Here is a 20,196-nt window from a genome sequence, read left to right on the forward strand (position 1 = left end):
ATGTGTAGTGCGCAGGATTGAAGTTTGGGCCTATGCGAGCCGATTCAAGAGCCTTCGAAAGCCTCCCGAAAAGTCGCCAAGTGCCGGTATAATCTACGTTTTTTCAAGGGCGGCGCCCATTCAGCGCGTCGTTCGCAACCGAATCCCCTGGCTAGCCCCTTCGGAACCACCATGCCCGAGATCCTCAAGCTGCGTGGCGCGCCCGCGCTTTCCGCTTCCCGCCTGGAGCGCCTTACCGCCCAGCTCAAATCCGCCCTGCCGAAGTTGAAGGGGCTCGCCGCCGAACACTGGTACTTCGTCGAGATCGATGCGCCGCTCACCGGTGATGAGGCCGAGCGCCTGGCCGACCTGCTCGGCGCCTACCCGCAGGGGGATACGCCGGCCGGCGCGCTGCTGCTGGTGACGCCGCGTCTGGGGACGATCTCGCCATGGTCGTCGAAGGCGACCGACATCGCGCACAACTGCGGCTTTGCGAAGATCAAGCGCGTCGAACGCGGCACCGCTTATTCGCTGGACCTGCGCGGCGCGTTCGACGCCGATGCCCGCGAAGCAGCGCTGCCTGTACTGCATGACCGCATGACCGAATCGGTGCTCGACACGGTCGACGCGGCCCATGCGCTGTTCGCCCACTATGCGCCGCAGCCGCTGACCACGGTGGACATCATCGGTGGTGGCCGTGCCGCGCTCGAAGTGGCCAACGGCGAGCTGGGGCTGGCGCTGTCGCCGGACGAGATTGACTACCTGGTCGAGAACTTCACGAAGATGGGCCGCAACCCCACCGACGTGGAGCTGATGATGTTCGCGCAGGCGAACTCGGAGCACTGCCGTCACAAGATCTTCAACGCCAGCTGGGTCATCGACGGCAAGGCCGAAGAGAAAACCCTGTTCGGCATGATCCGCGACACCCACAAGGCGCAGCCCGAGCACACCGTCGTGGCGTATTCGGATAACGCCGCGATCTTCGAAGGCGCGGAGGTGCAGCGCTTCTATCCCGAGCAGGACGGCCGCTGGAGCTACAAGACCGAGCTGACCCACATCCTCGCCAAGGTTGAGACACATAACCACCCGACCGCGATTTCGCCCTTCCCGGGCGCATCCACCGGCGCCGGCGGCGAGATCCGCGACGAAGGCGCAACCGGCCGCGGTTCCAAGCCCAAGGCGGGTCTGGCGGGCTTTTCGGTATCGAACCTGCGTATCCCTGGCTATGAGCAGCCGTGGGAAGTGAATTACGGCAAGCCGGAGCGCATCGCGTCCGCGCTGCAGATCATGATCGACGGCCCGCTCGGCGCAGCGGCGTTCAACAACGAGTTCGGCCGTCCTAACCTGACCGGTTACTTCCGCACCTTCGAGCAGGATGTGATGGGCGAAGTGCGCGGCTACCACAAGCCGATCATGATCGCCGGCGGTGTCGGCAGCATCCAGGCGCAGCAGTCGTTCAAGAGCGACTTCACGCCCGGCACGCTGCTGATCCAGCTTGGTGGCCCCGGCATGCTGATCGGCCTCGGCGGCGGCGCTGCTTCGTCGATGGCGACCGGCACCAACACCGCGGACTTGGACTTCGCCTCGGTGCAGCGCGGCAACCCGGAAATCGAGCGCCGTGCCCAGGAGGTAATCGATGCCTGCTGGCAGCAAGGCGAGAACAACCCGATCCTGGCGATCCACGACGTGGGCGCTGGCGGCCTTTCCAATGCGATGCCCGAACTGGCCGACCACGCCAAACTCGGCGCGCATTTTGAACTTCGCAACATCCAGATCGAAGAGCCGGGCATGAGCCCGCGCGAAATCTGGTCGAACGAGGCCCAAGAGCGCTACGTGCTGGCGATCGCGCCCGAGCGCCTTGCCGATTTCGAGGCGATCTGCGCACGCGAGCGCTGCCCGTTTGCGGTGCTCGGCACCACCACGGCCGACGGCCATCTGACGGTGAGCGACAGCCACTTTGGCAACAAGCCGGTCGACATGGACATGCAGGTCCTGCTCGGCAAGCCGCCGCGTATGACGCGTGACGTGGCCCATCGCGACATCTTCCTGCCGCCGCTGGACACGACCTCGGTGGATCTGGCCGACGCGGTGATGCGTGTGCTGCGCAACCCGACGGTGGCCTCGAAGAACTTCCTGATCACGATCGGCGACCGCTCGGTCGGCGGCCAGACCGCACGCGACCAGATGGTCGGCCCGTGGCAGGTGCCGGTGGCCGATGTGGCGGTGACGACCGCCAGCTTCCACGGCTACCTCGGCGAAGCGATGGCGATGGGCGAGCGCACGCCGCTGGCCTGTGTGTCGCCGGCGGCATCGGGCCGCATGGCGGTCGGCGAGTCGGTGACCAACCTGCTCGCCGCTGACGTGTCGGACATGAAGCAGATCAAGCTCTCCGCCAACTGGATGGCCGCCTGCGGCCACCGCGGCGAGGACGCCCACCTGTTCGCCACCGTGAAGGCGGTCTCCGAGTTCTGTCAGGGCGCGCGGATCGCGATCCCGGTCGGCAAGGACTCGCTGTCGATGAAGACGGTGTGGCAGGACGGTGAGACCGAGAAGAAGGTCGTTGCCCCGCTGTCGCTGATTGTCACTGCGTTTGCGCCGGTGGGCGATGTGCGCCGCACACTGACGCCGGAACTCAAGCGCCTGCCGGGCGTGGAGACCGAGCTGGTGCTGATCGACCTGGGCCACGGCAAGCATCGCCTCGGCGGTTCGGTGTTCGCGCAGTGCTTCAACTCGGTCGGCGAACATGCGCCGGACGTCGAGCCGGGCACGCTGACCGCCTTCGTCGGCGCAATGGCCGAGCTCAAACGCGACAAGCGCGTGCTGGCCTATCACGACCGTGGTGATGGTGGTCTGCTGGCGACGGTGGCCGAAATGGCCTTTGCCGGCCGCGTCGGCGTGTCGCTGGAGTTGGATTCGATTGCCTATGACGGCCACCTGTCGGACGTCGATGGCGGCGAGAAGAAGGCGGGCATGCTCGCCGGTCGCTTCAACGATCGCGCGATCGCAGCGCTGTTCGCCGAAGAGCTCGGTGCGGTGATCCAGGTGCGCCGTGACGACCGCGATGCAATCCTCGCGACGCTGCGCGCGCATGGCCTGGGTGGCTGCGCACACTTCATCGGCCAGCCGAACGACCGCGACGAACTGCGCATCTGGCGCAACGCGAAGATGATCTTCTCGGCGCCGCGCGCCGAACTGCAGCGCGCGTGGAGCGAGGTCAGCTACCAGATCGCGAAGATCCGCGACGACGCAACGTGTGCGCAGGAAGAATTCGACGGCCTGCTTGAAGCGAACAACCCGGGTCTGTCGGTGGCGCTGACCTTCGATGCCGCAGAGGACATTGCTGCGCCGATGATCGCCACCGGCGCACGGCCCAAGATCGCGATCCTGCGCGAGCAGGGCGTGAACTCGCAGGCCGAGATGGCATCGGCCTTCGAGCGTGCCGGCTTCGAGCCGTTTGATGTGCACATGTCCGACCTGTTCTCCGGCCGCTACACGCTCGACCGGTTCAAGGGCCTCGCAGCCTGCGGCGGTTTCTCGTACGGCGACGTGCTGGGCGCGGGGCAGGGCTGGGCGAAGTCGATCCTGTTCTCGGACGCGCTGCGTGCGCAGTTCGAAGCCTTCTTCGGTCGCAGCGACACCTTCGCGCTGGGCGTCTGCAACGGCTGCCAGATGATGGCGCACCTCGCACCGATCATCCCCGGTGCCGAGTGCTGGCCGACCTTCCAGCGCAACCGCAGCGAGCAGTTCGAAGCGCGCTTCGTGATGGCCGAAATTCCGGAGAACCCGTCGATCCTGTTCGCCGGCATGGCCGGCAGCCGTATGCCGATCGTGGTGTCGCACGGCGAGGGCCGCGCGGTGTTCGACGGCATCGACGCTCAGGACAACGCGAAGATCGCGCTGCGCTACATCGACAACGCTGGCCAGGTGGCGACCCGCTACCCGGCAAACCCGAACGGTTCGCCCGCGGGCATCGCCGGTCTGACCACGCCGGACGGCCGCTTCACGATCATGATGCCGCACCCGGAACGCTGCCGCCGCACGCTGCAGATGTCCTGGGCGCCGGACTTCCTCGGCGAGGATTCGCCCTGGATGCGCATGTTCCGCAACGCGCGGGTCTGGTTGGGCTGACTCCTGCCATGAAGCTTCGCGGCGCGCTCGCGCTGTTGAGTCTGTTCTCCGGTGTCGCCCTGGCGGCGCCGGAGAAATTCACCGATCCGGAAGACGGCCGCTTTGACGCCAGCGAGTATCTGCTGACGTACAAGGGCCTGCTGCCGGTGCCGGTGATCATCACCGAGCCGGCGGTCGGCTACGGTGGCGGCATGGTCGCGGCCTTCTTCGATCAGTCGATGTCCGAAGCGGCACAGAAGAGCCTGGAGGAATCCGGCCGCCCTGCGCCGCCGAACATCTCGGCAATTGGCGGTTTCAAGACCGAGAACGGCACCTGGGGTGGTTTCGCCGGCCACATGCACGCCTGGCAGGGCGATCGTTTCCGTTACATGGGCGGCGTTGCGAAACTCGACATACGCCTCGACTACTATGGGCTGACCGGTCAGGCCCGGCGCTATGGTGTCGAGGGCCTCGGTACGGTGCAGCAGGTGCTGATGCGCGTTGCGGATACGCCCTGGCTCGTCGGTGCGCGCTACGCCTACCTCGATGCCACGATGCGTTTCGAGCATGAGCGCCCGTTCGAACTGCTGCCTGAATCATCGAAGGCACGTATCGGCAGCGCTGGCTTGCTGGTCGATTACGACACGCGCGACAACTTCCTGTCGCCGAACAAGGGCACCTACGTCGAGGGCGAGGCCAACTTCATCCGGCCTGCGTTTGGCGCGTCGATGAGCTTCGATCTCTACGGTCTGCGGGCCTACCACTGGTTGCAGTTGGCGCCGCAATGGGTGCTTGGGCTGCGCGGGGACTACCAGCACGCCACCGACGGCGTGCCCTTCTGGGGCCAGCCCTTCGTGAAGCTGCGCGGTATTCCTGCCGCCCGCTACCAGGACCGCAGTGCCGCGACCGGTGAGCTGGAACTGCGCTGGGCGCTTGACGGGCGCTGGTGGCTGGTCGGCTTCACGGGTGCCGGCAAGGCCTACGGGCCTCGCGTCGATTTCAGCGCGGCGGAGACCGCTTATGCCTGGGGTGGCGGCTTTCGTTACCTGATTGCACGCAAGCTTGGCTTGCTGGCTGGGCTGGACGTTGCGCGCGGCCCCGAAGACACCGCTTTCTATATCCAGATGGGCAGCGCCTGGCGTTGAGCGCAGGTGCGGTTCTCTGGTGCATTCCTCCCAAAAATAACAGTCATACAGAGCCAGCCATGAAGAAGCGTTCATCGATCATCCAAGCCTCCATCCTTTGCCTCAGCGTCGCGACGCTGGTGGCGTGCAGCAAGGAAGAACCTGCGGTCGCACAATCCGCGCCGCAGGCTGCGGCGCCTGCTGCGGTAGCCGTAGAACAGTCGCAACCGGTAGCTGAAGGCACGATTGGCGCTGTGAAGCCCGGCGCGGTGCGTTTCCACTATCAGCGTGCGGGTGGCGACTACGAAGGCTGGGGCGTCTATGCCTAGAAGGGTGTCAAGGACGAGCCGCCGAAGTGGCCGGGCAACCTGGGCTTTGACGGCAAGGATGCGTTTGGTGTCTATCTCGACATTGCGGTGTCGAGCGAGGCGGCGATGATGGACTTCCTGATTACTGACGGCACCGGCAAGAAGGATTGCGCGACCGATCAGTCCGTGACCTTCCCGCCGACGATCGCGCAGCGCGGTACCGAGGTGTGGATCAAGTCGGGCGATTGCAAGGTCTACACCGAGCAGCCGCTCTGACGCTGCAACCCGCCTCGTGCAACGGCCGGCTTGATGCCGGCCGTTTTTCATTGGTGCGCGCCGGCGCTGGTGCCGAGGATGCGCTCGATGTCCACCGCATCGATGTACTGCGACTGCATGAAACGCTGCGCGTAGTCGCGATACACCCCTGCACGTAGGAAGAGTGCGAAGAGGTCGGCATCAATGTGTTGTTCGTCGCGCATGCGCGCCATGATGGCAATCGCCTCAGACAGCGATTTGCCTTTCTTGTACGGGCGATCGATTGCGGTCAGCGCTTCGAAGATGTCGGCAATCGCCATCATGCGCGCGAGCGGACTCATGTCGTTGCCGGTGAGGCGCTTCGGATAGCCGGTTCCGTCCATTTTCTCGTGATGCCCGCCGGCGATCTCCGGCACTTGCTGCAAATGCTTCGGGAAGGGCAGCTGCGACAGCATGATGATCGTCTGCACGATGTGGTCGTTGATCTTGTGACGATCTTCCGCGGTCAGCGTGCCGCGGCCGATCGACAGGTTGTACAGCTCGCCGCGGTTGTAGCGCAGGGCCGGCGTGTCGAGCCGGAAGCCCCAAGGGTTGTCGGCGCCGATATGCTCTGCCGCACCACGCGCGATCGCATGTTCAGGTTTGTCCGCCAGCACCGTTTCGCGCGCCGGCAGCGGTTCGACCGGGGTAACGGCCTTGCGCTCGCGTTCCTCGTGCGAGACGCCGATGCGGTCGTCCAGCGTACGCAGCCAAGTCCGTTCGGCGATGCGCTTCAGCCGGGCAAGGTGCTCCGGCGCCATGAATTCACCGCCTTCATTGCAGCTCGCGACGAAGGCGAAATCGGCGTCCAGGCTCGCCAGTTCGCGCGCCAGGTCGGTCTGCACCGCGTCGGGCGGTTCTCCGTTGAGCATGCGGCGCAGCGCTGCAATTTCCGCATCGCGCTTGAGCACCTCGAAGCGGGTACGGATCTCGTGGATGCGGTCGTAGATCGTCTCCAGTTTTGTCGCCTTGTCGACGACGTACTCGGGCGTGGTGACCTTTCCGCAGTCGTGCAGCCATGCGGCCACGTGCACCGCTTCCCACGCCTCGTCGCTGAGCGCGAAATCCTTGAACGGCCCGCTGTCGGCCGCGCAGGCGGCGCGCGCCAGCATCTTCGTCAGCTCTGGCACACGGGCACAGTGGCCGCCGGTGTAGGGGCTCTTCGCGTCGATCGCGGATGCGATCAGCTTGACGAAGGCTTCGAACAGCGCCTTCTGCGCTTGCACCAGTTCGCGCGTTTCAAGCGCGATCGCGGCGGTGCCCGACAGCGCGCCGATGAAGCTGCGTTTCGCATCGTCGGCGCCGGCCGCGCCGAACAGCAGCATCGCGCCAACCCGCTGAAGCTTGCGGTTGTAGAGCGGCACGGCAAGGGCTGCGCTTGCCGATTGCGAGAACGCGGTGCAATCCAGCCCCGCGCCGCGCAGCGCTTCGGCACTCACCTCGCCGGCCATCACACCGGCCCCCGGTGCGCTAAGCGCGCTTTGCAGCAAAGCGGGCAGGGCTTCGAGCGGCAAACTGGTGGCGTCACTGGGTGTCGTGGTCTCGCCGTTGTGCTGGATCGCTGCGGCGGTGAGGTGGTCGCCGGTCGCGTCGGCGAGGAACAGCACGCCGCCGGACGCTTGCGCTGCGTCGATCACTTCATTGAGCAGACGCGGCAGCAGGCGCTCGAAGTTGTCTTCCGCAGCGATCGCGGACGAGATGTCGAGAAAGCGCCGGATCGTGCGCTTCATGCCCTGCATTGTTGCGCCCAGATCGTCGACTTCCTGCACCAGCGAGCTCACCGCGATCGGCTTCGTGAAATCGAAATGGCGGATCGCATCGGCTTCGGCGACCAGCCTGCGTAGCGGGCCCGCCACCGCGCGCGCCACCACCAGCGTCAGTGGTACCGCCAGCAGCATGACGCAGACGGTGGCGAACAACAGCTCGTTGCGCAGTTCTCGCGCGTGGGCAAGCAGCTCGTCATCCGGAACCGCGATCGCGAGGAACAGCGGGCCCGTGTTGCTGCCCGGCAGGCGCACCGCGGCGGCGTGCCAGTCGCGCCCATCAATGTGCAGCGCCTTCGGATGCGGCGTGGCGCCGTCTGCGACCGCCTTGCCGAGATGGGCGAGCGGGGGGCTGCCGAAGGATTCGAGCTGTACCAGCCGGGGGCGCTCGCCGCTGCGGTCGGTCTGCACCACACGTTCGATCTGGTCGGCCGCGATCACGCGACGCTGCGCGTCGAAGATCACCAGTTGCGTGCCCGGCGTTAACTTCTGTTGTTTCAGTAGCTCGGCAACTGTTTCCAGGCGGATATCGATGCCGACGATCGTATGCGGATCGATGCTGCGTCGCGCGAGGGTGATGCCGACATGGTTGGTGGTGAAGAACACATAGGGGTCGGTGCGGATCACGCCGGCCGCGCTGCTGGCCTGCTTGTACCAGTCGCGTTCGCGGGGATCGTAGTGCACGTAGGTCTCGCGGGCATCGCGGCCGAGCGGGCGTAACTCGTTGTCGAAGAAGAGGAATTCGCCGATGGTGCTGGCGTCCGTACGCTCTACGCTTTGCACTGCGTAGGCGGCACCGGCCGGTGCCTGCAGCACGCGGATCGTCTCGGGATCGTCGAGCTTTCGGACCAAGAAGAAATCACCGTCGTCGTAGCCGGCGTAGACCGAGGTGGCGGAGGGCGTCGATTCGAGCGCGCGGGCATAGAAGCCGAGGCTGTCGAGTCGATCCCTCAGGTTGCGCGCGCGGACGACGCGCTGCTCGGCCTGCAGGCTCAGCGCGGTTTGCGCCGGCGCGACGATCCCTTCGAGCTGGGTCGTCGTCTCGCGCACGATCCGGGTGAACACATCCTGCACCGCTTCTTCAATGATTTCGGCGCTGCGCGCGTAAGAGAGCCATGCCAGCAGGCCGCCGATGCCGAGCAGCATCGCGAAGAACAGCGTCGTGATATGGACGTAGAGCGGGAAACGCGTGCCTGACGGTCGATCCATGTTTGCCCTCGGCGTACGGCGCGGAGCGGCCAGTTTAGGCGCTTTCTGCGCGCCGGGATCAGGGTGCCGTCAGCCGTTCACGCCAACTCAGCCCGGCGAGGGTGCTGGCCGCTGGGCGATATTCGCAGCCAACCCAGCCATCGAAGCCAGCAGCGTCGATCTGTGCGAACAGGCTGCGATAGTCGAGCGCGCCGCTGTCCGGTTCATTGCGGCCAGGGCTGCCGGCAATCTGGATGTGAGCGATATGCGCCTGTGCGGCGGCGAACTGCGCGCTGACGTCGTCACCGACTCGGTGCACATGGTAGGCGTCGAACTGGAGCCGCAAGTTCGGTTCGGCGACGTCGGCAATGATCGTGAGCGCCTGCGAAACATGCGTCAGGAAGTAGTGCGGCATGTCGCACGGGTTGATCGGTTCGATCAGCAGTTCGATGCCGTGCGGGGCGAGCCGGCGACATGCGTAGCGCAGGTTCTGCACGTAGGTGTGATGCTGGTGGCTGCGTGGCAAGTCCGGGTCGGTAAGCCCCGCCATCGCGTGCAAGCGCTTCACGCCCAGGGTGCGGGCGTGCAGTAGCGCCAGTTCGACGCTGGCGGCGAAGTCCTGTTCGCGTCCTGGTTGCGCCGCCAGCCCGCGTTCACCGTTGGCCCATGCGCCCGGCGGCAGGTTGAACAGCACCGTCTGTACGCCCGCGTCGCGCTGAAGGCGCGCGAGTTCGGCGGGAGCATGGTCGTATGGAAACAGGAACTCGACGGCCTCGAACCCGGCCGACGCCGCCGCAGCGAAACGCGCCTCGAAAACCTGCTCGGTGAACAGCCAGTTCAGGTTGGCAGCGAAGCGTGGCATTGGGCGCGTTCAGCGGTTGTTCAGCGAGGTGACGCGGCTGCCCCAAGCGAGCACGCGCGCAGAACGCGTGCTCGCCGGGATGGTGCGTCGGCCGCAATCACATTTGTTGGTAGATCGGGCCTTCGCCGCCCTGCGGCACGACCCACACGATGTTCTGCGTCGGGTCCTTGATGTCGCAGGTCTTGCAGTGCACGCAGTTCTGCGCGTTGATCTGCAGGCGCGGGCCGGCCTCTTCGCGCACGATTTCATACACGCCCGCCGGGCAGTAGCGCTGTTCGGGCGCGTCGTACTCGGCGAGGTTCACCTTCACCGGCACGCTGGCATCCTTGAACTGCAGATGGCAGGGCTGGTCTTCCTCGTGGTTGGTGTTCGACAGGAATACCGAGGAGAGGCGATCGAAGGTCAGCACCCCATCAGGCTTCGGGTATGCGATCGGTGCGCAGGCCGAAGCCTTCTTCAGCTTGGTGTGGTCTGCGGTGTTGTGCAGCGTCCACGGCGCCTTGCCGCCGAACAGCTTCTGGTCGATGCCGTAGAGCAGTGTGCCGAGCCACAGGCCCTTGGCCATGTAGGGCTTGAAGTTGCGCGCCCGATACAGTTCATCGAACAGCCAGGACTGCTTGTAGGCGGCGGGGTAGGCGCTCAGTTCGTCTTGCGCACGACCGGCGGCAACCGCCTCGAAGGCGGCGTCGCCCGCCAGCATGCCGCTCTTGATCGCAGCGTGGGAGCCCTTGATCCGCGCGGCGTTGAGGAAACCCGCATCGTCACCGATCAGCGCGCCACCCGGGAAGGTGAGCTTGGGCAGGCTCTGCACGCCGCCGGCGGTGATGGCACGCGCACCGTAGGCGATGCGCTTGGCGCCGTCGAAGAAACCCTTGATCGACGGGTGTGTCTTGTAACGCTGGAATTCCTCGAAGGGCGACAGGTGCGGATTGCTGTAGCCCAGGCCCACCACAAAGCCGATTGCCACCAGATTCTCGCCGTAGTGGTACATGAAGCCGCCGCCGTAGGTGTCGGGATTCATCGGCCAGCCGGCTGAATGCAGCACCAGACCTTTCTGGAACTTCTCCGGCTTCACTTCCCACAGTTCCTTGATGCCGATGCCATAGGTCTGCGGGTCGACGCCATCACGCAGATTGAACTTCGCTTCGAGTTGCTTGCCGAGGTGACCACGGCAGCCTTCAGCGAACAGCGTGTACTTTGCGTGCAGTTCCATGCCCTGCTGGAAGTTGGCGCCCGGCTCGCCGTCGCGGCCGACACCCATGTCGCCGGTGATCACGCCTTTGACGCGACCTTGCTCGTCGTACAGGACCTGCGCGCCAGCAAATCCCGGATACACCTCCACGCCCAGCGCTTCGGCCTGTTCGCCAAGCCAGCGCGCCAGCATGCCCAGGCTGATGATGTAGTTGCCGTCGTTCTTCAGCGTGTCGGGCGTGGCCCAGTGCGGCACTTCGGTGGCGCCCGATTCGGAGAGGAACAGCACGCGGTCGTGCGTGACGGCGGTTTCGAGTGGGGCGCCGAGTTCTTTCCAGTTGGGGAACAGTTCGTTGATCGCGCGCGGGTCCATCACCGCGCCAGACAGGATGTGGGCGCCGATCTCGGCACCTTTCTCGATCAGGCAGACGCTGACGTCCTGCCCCTTCTCCTGCGCCAGCTGCTTGATGCGGATCGCCGCCGACAGGCCCGCAGGCCCGCCACCCACCACCAGCACGTCGAATTCCATCGACTCGCGTTCCATTCCTACACTCCTGGAAGATTCAGTCCGTTTGCGCGACCGGTGTCCGCAAAACGTCATTCACCATACGGTACGGTATGGTAGATTACCCCCGTCGTGCGCCTCGAATCAAGGCGCGAAAACCCGGAGAAAGACCATGCAGGACAACGCAGGCACCTTGCTGCACGAATGCGACATCCCGGTTCGCTGGGGCGATCAGGACGCGCTTGGACACGTCAATAACACCGTGTTCTTCCGCTTCATGGAACAGGCGCGCGTGGAGTGGCTCGACAAGCAGGGCTTCGTTTGCGACCCCGCCGAACCACAGGTGCCGGTGATCGTTCACGCCGCCTGCACCTTCCTGCAACCGATCAATTATCCCGCAACCGTGCGGGTAAAGCTCTACGTCGGCGATCCGGGGCGATCGAGCGTGCAGACGCGCTATGAGCTCGTCGATGCGGCGAACGGCAAAACCTATGCAACCGGCGAGGCCAAGGCCGTGTGGATCAACCTGAATACCGGCAAATCCGCGCCCTTGCCGCAGAAATTGCTCGACCTGATCGCCTGAGTTTTAAAGTCTGGCGCAGGGGCTGACCTGCGCCAAGGCTGACTTTTGCCCGAATCACGGGTATGCTGCGCCCACCCTGCGTACGCCAATCGTCGTAGCGGTCTTTGCTTACCTCCCGATCGTCCGGCCATTCAAGGCCTTCTACTCGATCTCATTCACGTCTGCCTGGATTGGTGTCGCTCGGTTTTCAGCGACGGGCCGTCGCTGGAGCTGTTTGATGAATTCCGAAGTTACGTTTGCCAGCCTGGCGCTGGCCGAACCCATTTTGCGTGCAATCGGCGAAGCCGGTTACACCCACCCGACGCCGATTCAGGCGCAAGCGATTCCTCTCGTGATGCAAGGCGGTGACCTGATGGCCGCGGCCCAGACGGGTACCGGCAAGACCGCCGGCTTCACGCTGCCGATCCTGCACCGCCTGGTGACCAAGCCGAAACGCGCCACGCCGGGCAAGCCGCGCTGCCTGATCCTGACCCCGACGCGTGAGCTCGCGGCGCAGGTGGAAGAGTCGGTACAGACCTACGGCAAGCATGTCGACATCAGCTCGATGGTGATGTTCGGCGGCGTCGGCATGAACCCGCAGATCGCCGGCCTGAAGAGACCGCTGGATATCCTCGTCGCCACGCCGGGCCGCTTGCTCGACCACATCGGCCAGAAGACGCTGTCGCTCGCCGATGTCGAGATCCTGGTGCTCGACGAAGCGGACCGCATGCTCGACATGGGGTTCATCCGCGACATCAAGAAGGTGCTCGCGCTGTTGCCCAAGCAACGCCAGAACCTGCTGTTCTCCGCCACCTTCTCGGACGAGATCAAGGCGCTGGCCGATGGCCTGATGAACAAGCCGGGCTACGTCGAAGTCGCACGCCGCAATACCGCCAGCGAACTGGTTGAGCAGTCGGTGTATCTGATCGGTCAGAAGCAGAAGCGTCACCTGCTCGCGCACCTGATCAAGAAACATCAGTGGTTCCAGGTGCTGGTGTTCACGCGCACCAAGCACGGCGCCAACCGCCTTGCCGAGCAGCTCGACAAGGACGGCATTCCGGCGCTCGCGATTCACGGCAACAAGAGCCAGAACGCGCGTACCCGCGCGCTGGCCGAGTTCAAATCCGGCGACCTGCAGGTGCTGGTCGCGACCGACATCGCCGCACGCGGCCTGGATATCGACCAACTGCCGCAAGTGGTGAACTTCGAGCTGCCGAACGTGCCGGAAGACTATGTGCACCGCATTGGCCGCACTGGTCGTGCTGGCTCCAGCGGTGCGGCAATCTCGCTCGTCGATGACGAGGAGATGAAGCACCTCGTCGCGATCGAACGCCTGATGCGCCGCAAGATCGACCGCGTCACCGACGCGGAATTCGTACCGGTGGCACTGCCCGCCGGTGGTGAATCGCATGCCCGCCCGGCACACCCGGCGCCGGCGCATACGCGCGGTGGCCGCAATGCTGGCGGCGGTCGCGGTGGCAACGCCGGTGGCCGTGGCGGCAATGCGTCGCCGCAACAACATCCGGCACGTGGGCCGCAGCCCGGCCCGCGCCACGGCAAGCCTGCCGCAGCGACCGCGCAGGCGCCCAAGCGCCCGGGGCAGGGGCAGCCCGGCGGCCGCAATGCGGCGCCTGGTGCCCGCGCCGCAGAAGGGGCGCCGAGCCGGGGCGATCGCCCGGCACGCCCGCAAGGCGACGGGCGCCGTTCGCAGCCGCCGCGCCACGCAAGCGCCTCGCGCAATGCCGACTCTGCACCGCGTGCCACGGCGACGCCTGCTGACAAGCCGGAGACAGCCCCGGTCGGCGGCGCCCAGCGCGCGCTGCGTGCTGTGGCGGCGCTGCTGGGCGGCAAGCGCAAAGACTGATCGGCTCAGGGGCGGGGCTTCCCGCCCCGTTCGCCTTGTGGCCGGCAGCGCATGCTGCCTGGCACGCTGGGACGTGGCTCCTGGTGGCCCTGGGTCGTACCCTCAAGGTCCGCCCACCGCCCAGGAGCTGCAATGGTTTTCCGATTATCGCTGCTGATCGTCTCCGCCTTCGTCGGCTGGGGGCTGATGTCGCCCGCCGGCCTTGCCGGCACCACCTCGGCGTGGCTCGCAGCAACGATCCATAATTTCGGCTGGTACTACCTGCTGGTAGTCTTCGGCATCGTCGTTTTCGCGCTGGTGGTCGCCTTCGGCCGTTTCGGTCGGATACGCCTCGGCGGCGATGACGCGCGACCGGACTTCAGCCGCGGCTCGTGGTTCGCGATGCTCTTCTCTGCGGGTATGGGTATCGGCCTCGTCTTCTGGGGCGTCGCTGAACCGCTGTCGCACTACCTTGCCCCGCCCAGCTATATCCAGGCCGCTACACCCGAAGCTGCCCGCTTTGCCTTACGCGCCTCGTTCTTCCACTGGGGCCTGCACCCCTGGGCGCTGTATGCGGTGGTCGGCCTTGCGCTGGCGTATTTCAAGTTCAACCGTGGTGCACCGGGCCTGCTCAGTGCGGCCTTCCGCCCCCTGCTGGGCGCGCGCACCGACGGCTGGATCGGCCGCTCGATCGACATCCTCGCCATCGTCGTCACGGTATTCGGTGTTGCCACCTCGCTCGGCTTTGGTGCGATGCAGATCTCGGGTGGCCTGAGTGAAGTCTTCGGCCTGCAGAAATCCACCGCGCTGACGCTGTCGGTGATCGGTATCGCAACCTTGCTGTTCCTGCTTTCGTCGGCGACTGGCCTGACGCGCGGCATCAAGTGGCTCTCCAACACCAACATGGTGCTGGCCGCGTTGCTGGCGATCGCAGTGCTGGTGATGGGGCCCACGCTCTTCGTGATGGATGCCTTCACGACGACCGTTGGCGCTTACCTCGGCGGCCTGATCCAGCAATCGATGCGCTTGACGCCCTTCACGCAAGGCTCGTGGACGGCCGACTGGACAGTGTTCTACTGGGCCTGGTGGATCACCTGGGCGCCGTTCGTCGGCATGTTCATCGCGCGTATTTCGCGCGGCCGCACGATCAAGGAATTCATGGTCGGCGTGATGCTGGTGCCCTCGCTGGTCAGCTTCCTGTGGTTCTCGATCTTCGGCGGCAGTGCGCTGCAACTCGAGATGTTCGGCGGTGTGCCGATCGCTGCGGCCGCCAGCGCAAACGTCGATAACGCGCTGTTCCTGCTGCTCGCATCGCTGCCGATGGGGCAGTTGTTGTCGGTGCTGGCGATCGGCGTGGTAGGTGTGTTCTTCGTGACCTCCGCGGATTCGGCGACCTTCGTGCTCGGCATGCTGTCGTCGAAGGGCTCGCTTAATCCGTCAGCGGTGACCAAGGTGGTGTGGGGCATCCTGATCTCTCTGATCGCGTCGGTGCTCCTGATTGGCGGTGGCCTCAAGGGGTTGCAGACGATGTCGATCGTGTCGGCGCTGCCATTCACGCTGGTGCTGTTGGGTTTGTGTGCTTCGACCTGGCGAGCGCTGTCGGAAGACGCCGACGCGGAGGCGCTACGCGAGCGGCGTGTGCAGCGTTGGTTGCGTGATATCGATGACAGCGCGCTGTTTGACGCGCCAACCGAGATCCGGCTCTCGGAGCAAAAATCGGGATGAGTCTGTGAGGGCACTCAGGCCGAAAGCGCGCGCAGCGCCTCGTCCCGAACTGTCTTGACGAGGTCGTTGCGCAGACTATCGATGCGGGTGACTTCCGGCCATGTGGCGGCGAACTTGCGCTGCCAGGTGATCTGACGCTTCGCCAGCTGCCGCGTCGCGTAGATGCCGCGGTCACGCAATTCGACCCAGTCGTAGTCACCGTCGAGGTGCTCCCAGGCTTGTCGATAGCCGACACACCGCATGGAGGGCATCTCGGGCGTCAACGCGTAGCGCTGCCGCAGCGCAGCGACTTCGGCGAGTAATCCGGCGGCAAGCATCTGTTCAAAGCGCTGCGCGATCCGCGTATGCAGCACGCTGCGGTCGGAAGGTTCCAGCGCGATGATTGCGAGCGTCGGGGTGTCGCTGTCGTCTTCGCGCTGCGCGTAGTTCTCCGCAAGTGAGCGGCCGGTCAGACGTACGATTTCCAGCGCGCGCTGAATCCGCTGTGCGTCGTTGGGCTTCAGTTGCGCGGCTGCTGCGGGATCGATCCGCGCAAGATCGGCATGCAGCGCTGGCCAGCCGCGCGCACGTGCTTCGGCATCGATCTCCGCACGCAGATCCGCATCGGCCTGCGGCAGGTCCGATAGCCCGTCGTGCAGCGCCTTCAGGTAGAGCATCGTGCCGCCGGCGAGCAGCGGCACATTGCCCCGTGCGCGGATATCGCCGATGAGGCGAATCGCGTCGGCGCGGAACTGCGCTGCCGAGTAGGCGTCGGTCGGGTCGATCAAGTCGATCAGATGATGCGGGCAACTCGCCAGCTCCTCACGCGTCGGCTTCGCGGTGCCGATATCCATGTCGCGAAACACCAGCGCCGAATCGATGCTGATGATCTCGCACGGCAGATGTTGTGCAAGATCCAGCGCGCATGCGGTTTTTCCGCTGGCGGTGGGGCCGATCAGCGCGATAGCATCGGGACGGATAGACGGAGAAGACACGGATGAGCTCGTTGCGCGAAGCGGTGGTCGGGGTGCGCCATTCTAGGGGGCGCGGCGGGCTTCTGCGCGCGTTGACGGCGGCGCTGTGTGTTTCGATGTCGTGTTTCGCGCAGGCAGCGCCCTTGCTGTTGTGGGAAGTCAGCGGTGGCGCAGCGCCGATGTGGCTGTTTGGTTCGGTGCACGTGTGCCGCGCCGATTGCTTCCCTTTACCCGCGGCGGTTGAGTCCCGCTTCCGCCGCGCCGAAGTGCTTGCGGTGGAAGTGGATGCCACGCGGGCCGACATTGCCGGTGCGCTGGGTGATATGTCGGGCGGCGGCGCAGGGCTACGCGAACAGCTCGGCAACGCTGACTGGCGCCGCCTGATCAAACAACTCTCCTCGATGGGCATGCCGGAGGAGGCGGTCGACGCTTTGTCACCGGCCATGGCCAATGTGTTCGTCGCAGTGGCTGCGGCCAGCCGCGCCGGCCTGTCACCGCTGCATGGAATCGACGTGCACTTCATCAACCGCGCGCAACACGACGGCAAGGCGTTGGTCGAACTGGAAACGGTGGAGCGGCAGATGCAGGCGCTTGCGGCAGGGTCAGAGCGCGAGCAGATCGACTCCCTGCGTGCGAGCCTCAAGGCCGCGGACGACGGCTCTCTGCGTGCGTCGCTCGACGAACTGGTCGGCGCCTGGCGGCGCGGCGACGCGAATGGCCTCGCCGAGGCGCTGCGCAAAGCGCAGGCGGCTGACCCGTCGAGCCGGGCGATGTTCGAGGAGTTGTTCGACCGCCGCAATCGCGAGATGACCGATGCGATCGCCAAGCTCGCTCGCGAGGGGCGGCCGGCGTTTGTCGTGATCGGCAGTGGTCACCTGGCCGGGCGCGAGGCGATCCCGGCATTGCTGGCGCGGCGCGGATTCCGCGTGCGCCAGCTCAGCAGCAGCGACTGAGTAGTTTGGCCGTCAGGCCGGCGGGCGCTGTGAGAGGTATAGGGCGGTGCAGTAGAGCAGCGCGGTCTGAAAGCTGACCACGCCGGCAATGCCCCACAGCTTGCGGGCTTCTCGAACGATATCGGCGGCGAGGTGGCCGCCAAGCACCGTTACGCCATCAGGCGATTCCACATCGAGGTGCTCATTGAGCGGGTGCGGCTTGACACTGATGCCGGCGGCGCGTGCTGCTTCGGCGCCCCGACTGACCTGCATGGCGAGAATGACACTGTCCATCGCGCGAGTCTCCATTTTCGTTGCATGCGACGCGGGGGAAGGCGCCGATGCTGCCAGTGCGTCTGTTGCGCTTTGATGAATGAGCGACGATTATGCTTACGGCATTGCGGTGCAGCAAGCAACTTCGGTCACATTCATCAGGCTTTATAGCCCGCAGGGCAAGGCTTGGTCGTCTTTCCGACGAACGGAAATATTCGATTGGCGAACGAACATCTTGCGCTGCAGCGTGCTGATTGGATATCGCTCGGTGTGCTGTCGTCGCCCAAGCCTAGAGGCTTCGTGCGCTGCGAGCGCAGGGGTCTGATCTGACGTCGGACGCGCTCGCTGTCCGATAGCACCAGCTCCTGAATCAGCGCGGCGCGTCTGGCCACCACATGCAGCAGGGCAGATTCAAAGCTGACGATGTCGGCGACGCACCAGACGGTTTTCGCATGCCGCAGCATCTGGTCGGATTCCGTCGTCGAGAACGCGAAACGGCGGCCATGTCGCGTCAATGCCACCTTGCTGCCCTCGAAACAGCATTCGATCCGGAATCCGCTGCGACGCAGCCGATCGGCGGTCGCGCTGACCTCGGCCGCAAAGCTCGATTTGGACATGATGATTTCCTGTTCGGCCCGCCTCGGCATTGTGTGCGTTGGCGTTCGGAACATTGTCCGCTCGGCGTACCAATGGCGCCTTGTCTCGTCGGGCCCCCCGCTTGTCAGCGGGTGCCAATATGCGCGGGTTCAGCGGCCGCGTAGGAAGAGCTTGTCGAGATCACTCATCGAGAGTTGTACCCAGGTCGGGCGGCCGTGATTGCATTGGTCGGCGCGTTCGGTCGCTTCCATCTCGCGCAGCAGTGCGTTCATCTCGGGGAGCGTGAGACTGCGATTGGCGCGCACGGCGCCGTGGCAGGCGAGCGTGGCGAGCAACTCGTTACGGCGTGCCGAGACCACGTCTGACGCCGGATAGTCGACCAGCTCGCCGAGCAGTGCGCGTGTCAGGGCGACGATGTCTGCACGTGCAAGCAGGCTTGGCACGCTGCGCACGGCGAGTTCGGTCGGGCCTGCGGGGGCAATTTCGAAGCCGATGCGGTCCAGCGTGTCGCGCTGCGTTTCGGCGCAGGCCATTTCCTTCGCGCTTGCGCCGAACACGGCGGGGATCAGCAGACGCTGCGTGCTGGGGGCGCCGTCGAGCACGTTCTTGAGCTTCTCGTACAGGATGCGCTCGTGCGCAGCGTGCATGTCGACAAGAATCAGCCCACGCGCGTTCTGCGCGAGCACATAGACGCCATGCAACTGCGCCAGCGCGTAGCCAAGCGGCGCGCCTTCGCTGTCGGCAGCGGCGAGCGGCAGGCTTTGCGGCGCAGGCGCGTTGAGCGAGGCTGGGCGGAAGAACGCCGCCATTGAGTCGGCCGACGGCGCATGCGCCGGCGCTGCGCTGCCGAAGTGGTAGGGCGTGCGCGGCTCTTCCACCGCGAGTCTAATTTGCTCGGGCTGCGGCGTCTGCGTGGCCGGATACTCGATGCGTGGGGCTGACGCGGCGACGCTACCGATGGTGGCCGCAAGGCCACGGCTGACCGCGTGATAGACGAACTGGTGGATCGCGCGCGCTTCGCGGAAGCGCACCTCGGTCTTTGCCGGATGCACGTTCACATCCACGCCGGCCGGATCAAGCTCAAGGAACAGCGCGAAGGCCGGGTGTTTGCTGCCATGCAGGATGTCTGCATAGGCCTCGCGCAGGGCGTGCTGGATCAGCTTGTCGCGTACGAAGCGGCCGTTCACGAAGAAGTACTGCGCATCACGACTGGCGCGCGCATAGGCAGGCAGCGCTGCGAAGCCGGATAGCCGCAGGCCGGCGGCCTCGACGTCGATCTCGCGCGCGTGTTCAAGGAACTCTTCGCCGAGGATATCGCCGCAGCGTCGGCGCATGTCGCCGGGCGTAAGGCGCAAGCTCAAGCGTCCGTTGTGCTGTAACTGGAATGCGACTTCGGGGCGTGCTAGCGCGATGCGGCGGAAGGCATCGTCACAGTGGCCGAACTCGGTGCCTTCACTCTTGAGGAATTTTCGCCGTGCCGGCACGTTCCAGTACAGGTCGCTCACCTCGACGACCGTGCCACCGTTCAGCGCGGCCGGTGAGGGGGATGTTTCCCCGGCGTGGATTCGCCATGCGTGCGGGGAACCCTGCGCGCGGCTCGTGAGGGTGACGCGGGCGACCGACGCGATCGATGCGAGCGCTTCGCCGCGAAAGCCCATTGTCGCCACACATTCCAGGTCGTCGAGCGAGGCGATCTTGCTGGTGGCGTGGCGTTCGAGCGCAATGCCCAGTTCGTCCTTGTCGATGCCACAGCCATCGTCTGCGATGCGGATCTGCTTCACGCCGCCTTGCTGCAACTGCACCTCGATCGCGCGCGAGCCGGCATCGAGGCTGTTTTCCAGCACTTCCTTGAGTACGGAGGCGGGCCGTTCGACGACCTCGCCAGCGGCGATCTGGTTGATCAGGAGTTCAGGCAGGCGGCGGATCGTCGGCATCGTGCGGATTCGGTTCCAGAAGCGAAAAGCCCCGCCGGAGCGGGGCATGGGCCAAT

The 20,196-nt window shown here is 65.4% G+C and carries 14 protein-coding genes and 1 pseudogene; 8 read left to right on the forward strand and 7 right to left on the reverse strand.

Annotated elements, in window-relative coordinates:
• The first annotated feature begins 171 nt into the window (after positions 1-171).
• From purL to ACE3P0_RS03640, 4 genes and pseudogenes are all read left to right on the forward strand, one after another.
• The gene (gene purL / locus ACE3P0_RS03625; protein WP_374399865.1) at positions 172-4,107 is read left to right on the forward strand and encodes a phosphoribosylformylglycinamidine synthase; all 3,936 of its coding nucleotides are present in this window, start codon (positions 172-174) and stop codon (positions 4,105-4,107) included.
• 8 nt (positions 4,108-4,115) lie between these two features.
• Positions 4,116-5,231 (forward strand): hypothetical protein, encoded by a 1,116-nt coding sequence (locus ACE3P0_RS03630; protein ID WP_374399867.1) that lies wholly within the window; start codon positions 4,116-4,118, stop codon positions 5,229-5,231.
• 59 nt (positions 5,232-5,290) lie between these two features.
• Positions 5,291-5,539 carry a hypothetical protein gene (locus ACE3P0_RS03635; RefSeq protein WP_374399869.1) on the forward strand — a complete coding sequence of 83 codons (249 nt, stop codon included), beginning with the start codon at positions 5,291-5,293 and terminating at the stop codon, positions 5,537-5,539.
• A gap of 27 nt (positions 5,540-5,566) precedes the next feature.
• Positions 5,567-5,794, forward strand: a pseudogene (locus tag ACE3P0_RS03640) (pullulanase-associated domain-containing protein); the annotation flags it as partial.
• Positions 5,795-5,841: 47 nt separating this feature from the next.
• On the opposite strand, the gene ACE3P0_RS03645 reads toward ACE3P0_RS03640, so the two are convergent.
• The 3 genes from ACE3P0_RS03645 to ACE3P0_RS03655 form a co-directional block, all read right to left on the reverse strand.
• Positions 5,842-8,784, reverse strand: a complete 2,943-nt coding sequence (locus ACE3P0_RS03645) for an HD domain-containing phosphohydrolase (RefSeq protein ID WP_374399871.1) — start codon at positions 8,782-8,784, stop codon at positions 5,842-5,844.
• A gap of 58 nt (positions 8,785-8,842) precedes the next feature.
• Complete coding sequence (gene otnI, locus ACE3P0_RS03650) at positions 8,843-9,625, reverse strand: 2-oxo-tetronate isomerase (protein WP_374399873.1); 783 nt, start codon at positions 9,623-9,625, stop codon at positions 8,843-8,845.
• 97 nt (positions 9,626-9,722) lie between these two features.
• Complete coding sequence (locus tag ACE3P0_RS03655; RefSeq protein WP_374399875.1) at positions 9,723-11,360, reverse strand: 4Fe-4S dicluster domain-containing protein; 1,638 nt, start codon at positions 11,358-11,360, stop codon at positions 9,723-9,725.
• Positions 11,361-11,493: 133 nt separating this feature from the next.
• Here ACE3P0_RS03655 and ACE3P0_RS03660 point away from each other — a divergent pair, with 133 nt between their 5' ends.
• The 3 genes from ACE3P0_RS03660 (at position 11,494) to ACE3P0_RS03670 (ending at position 15,451) form a co-directional block, all read left to right on the forward strand.
• Positions 11,494-11,904, forward strand: coding sequence for a thioesterase family protein (locus ACE3P0_RS03660; protein ID WP_206253584.1), 411 nt, complete (start codon positions 11,494-11,496; stop codon positions 11,902-11,904).
• A gap of 217 nt (positions 11,905-12,121) precedes the next feature.
• Positions 12,122-13,747, forward strand: coding sequence for a DEAD/DEAH box helicase (locus ACE3P0_RS03665; protein ID WP_374399877.1), 1,626 nt, complete (start codon positions 12,122-12,124; stop codon positions 13,745-13,747).
• A gap of 132 nt (positions 13,748-13,879) precedes the next feature.
• On the forward strand, positions 13,880-15,451 hold the full coding sequence (locus tag ACE3P0_RS03670) for a BCCT family transporter (RefSeq protein WP_374399879.1): 1,572 nt from the start codon (positions 13,880-13,882) through the stop codon (positions 15,449-15,451).
• Between the two features lie 14 nt (positions 15,452-15,465).
• On the opposite strand, the gene miaA is transcribed toward ACE3P0_RS03670, so the two are convergent.
• Positions 15,466-16,425, reverse strand: a complete 960-nt coding sequence (gene miaA / locus ACE3P0_RS03675) for a tRNA (adenosine(37)-N6)-dimethylallyltransferase MiaA (RefSeq protein ID WP_374399881.1) — start codon at positions 16,423-16,425, stop codon at positions 15,466-15,468.
• Positions 16,426-16,427: 2 nt separating this feature from the next.
• Here miaA and ACE3P0_RS03680 point away from each other — a divergent pair, with 2 nt between their 5' ends.
• Complete coding sequence (locus tag ACE3P0_RS03680) at positions 16,428-17,357, forward strand: TraB/GumN family protein (protein WP_374399883.1); 930 nt, start codon at positions 16,428-16,430, stop codon at positions 17,355-17,357.
• Between the two features lie 12 nt (positions 17,358-17,369).
• Here the strand turns inward: ACE3P0_RS03680 and ACE3P0_RS03685 are convergent, their stop codons facing one another.
• The 3 genes from ACE3P0_RS03685 to mutL all read right to left on the reverse strand — a co-directional run bounded on the left by ACE3P0_RS03685 (position 17,370) and on the right by mutL (position 20,140).
• Positions 17,370-17,630 carry a hypothetical protein gene (locus ACE3P0_RS03685; protein WP_374399885.1) on the reverse strand — a complete coding sequence of 87 codons (261 nt, stop codon included), beginning with the start codon at positions 17,628-17,630 and terminating at the stop codon, positions 17,370-17,372.
• Between the two features lie 137 nt (positions 17,631-17,767).
• Positions 17,768-18,226: a hypothetical protein gene (locus ACE3P0_RS03690; protein ID WP_374399887.1), complete on the reverse strand. Its 459-nt coding sequence runs from the start codon at positions 18,224-18,226 to the stop codon at positions 17,768-17,770.
• Positions 18,227-18,355: 129 nt separating this feature from the next.
• Positions 18,356-20,140, reverse strand: a complete 1,785-nt coding sequence (mutL, locus tag ACE3P0_RS03695; protein ID WP_374399923.1) for a DNA mismatch repair endonuclease MutL — start codon at positions 20,138-20,140, stop codon at positions 18,356-18,358.
• Positions 20,141-20,196 lie beyond the last annotated feature (56 nt).

It is taken from the genome of Niveibacterium sp. (genome assembly GCF_041909475.1).
Lineage (GTDB): Bacteria > Pseudomonadota > Gammaproteobacteria > Burkholderiales > Rhodocyclaceae > Niveibacterium.

Coding starts and splice junctions, on each gene's coding strand:
- ACE3P0_RS03645 (WP_374399871.1), bottom strand. CDS start 8,784: ATGGATCGACCGTCAGGCACGCGTTTCCCGCTCTACGTCCATATCACG.
- ACE3P0_RS03630 (WP_374399867.1), top strand. CDS start 4,116: ATGAAGCTTCGCGGCGCGCTCGCGCTGTTGAGTCTGTTCTCCGGTGTC.
- purL (WP_374399865.1), top strand. CDS start 172: ATGCCCGAGATCCTCAAGCTGCGTGGCGCGCCCGCGCTTTCCGCTTCC.
- ACE3P0_RS03635 (WP_374399869.1), top strand. CDS start 5,291: ATGAAGAAGCGTTCATCGATCATCCAAGCCTCCATCCTTTGCCTCAGC.
- ACE3P0_RS03670 (WP_374399879.1), top strand. CDS start 13,880: ATGGTTTTCCGATTATCGCTGCTGATCGTCTCCGCCTTCGTCGGCTGG.
- ACE3P0_RS03680 (WP_374399883.1), top strand. CDS start 16,428: ATGAGCTCGTTGCGCGAAGCGGTGGTCGGGGTGCGCCATTCTAGGGGG.
- ACE3P0_RS03655 (WP_374399875.1), bottom strand. CDS start 11,360: ATGGAACGCGAGTCGATGGAATTCGACGTGCTGGTGGTGGGTGGCGGG.
- ACE3P0_RS03690 (WP_374399887.1), bottom strand. CDS start 18,226: ATGTCCAAATCGAGCTTTGCGGCCGAGGTCAGCGCGACCGCCGATCGG.
- ACE3P0_RS03665 (WP_374399877.1), top strand. CDS start 12,122: ATGAATTCCGAAGTTACGTTTGCCAGCCTGGCGCTGGCCGAACCCATT.
- ACE3P0_RS03660 (WP_206253584.1), top strand. CDS start 11,494: ATGCAGGACAACGCAGGCACCTTGCTGCACGAATGCGACATCCCGGTT.
- mutL (WP_374399923.1), bottom strand. CDS start 20,140: ATGCCGACGATCCGCCGCCTGCCTGAACTCCTGATCAACCAGATCGCC.
- ACE3P0_RS03685 (WP_374399885.1), bottom strand. CDS start 17,630: ATGGACAGTGTCATTCTCGCCATGCAGGTCAGTCGGGGCGCCGAAGCA.
- otnI (WP_374399873.1), bottom strand. CDS start 9,625: ATGCCACGCTTCGCTGCCAACCTGAACTGGCTGTTCACCGAGCAGGTT.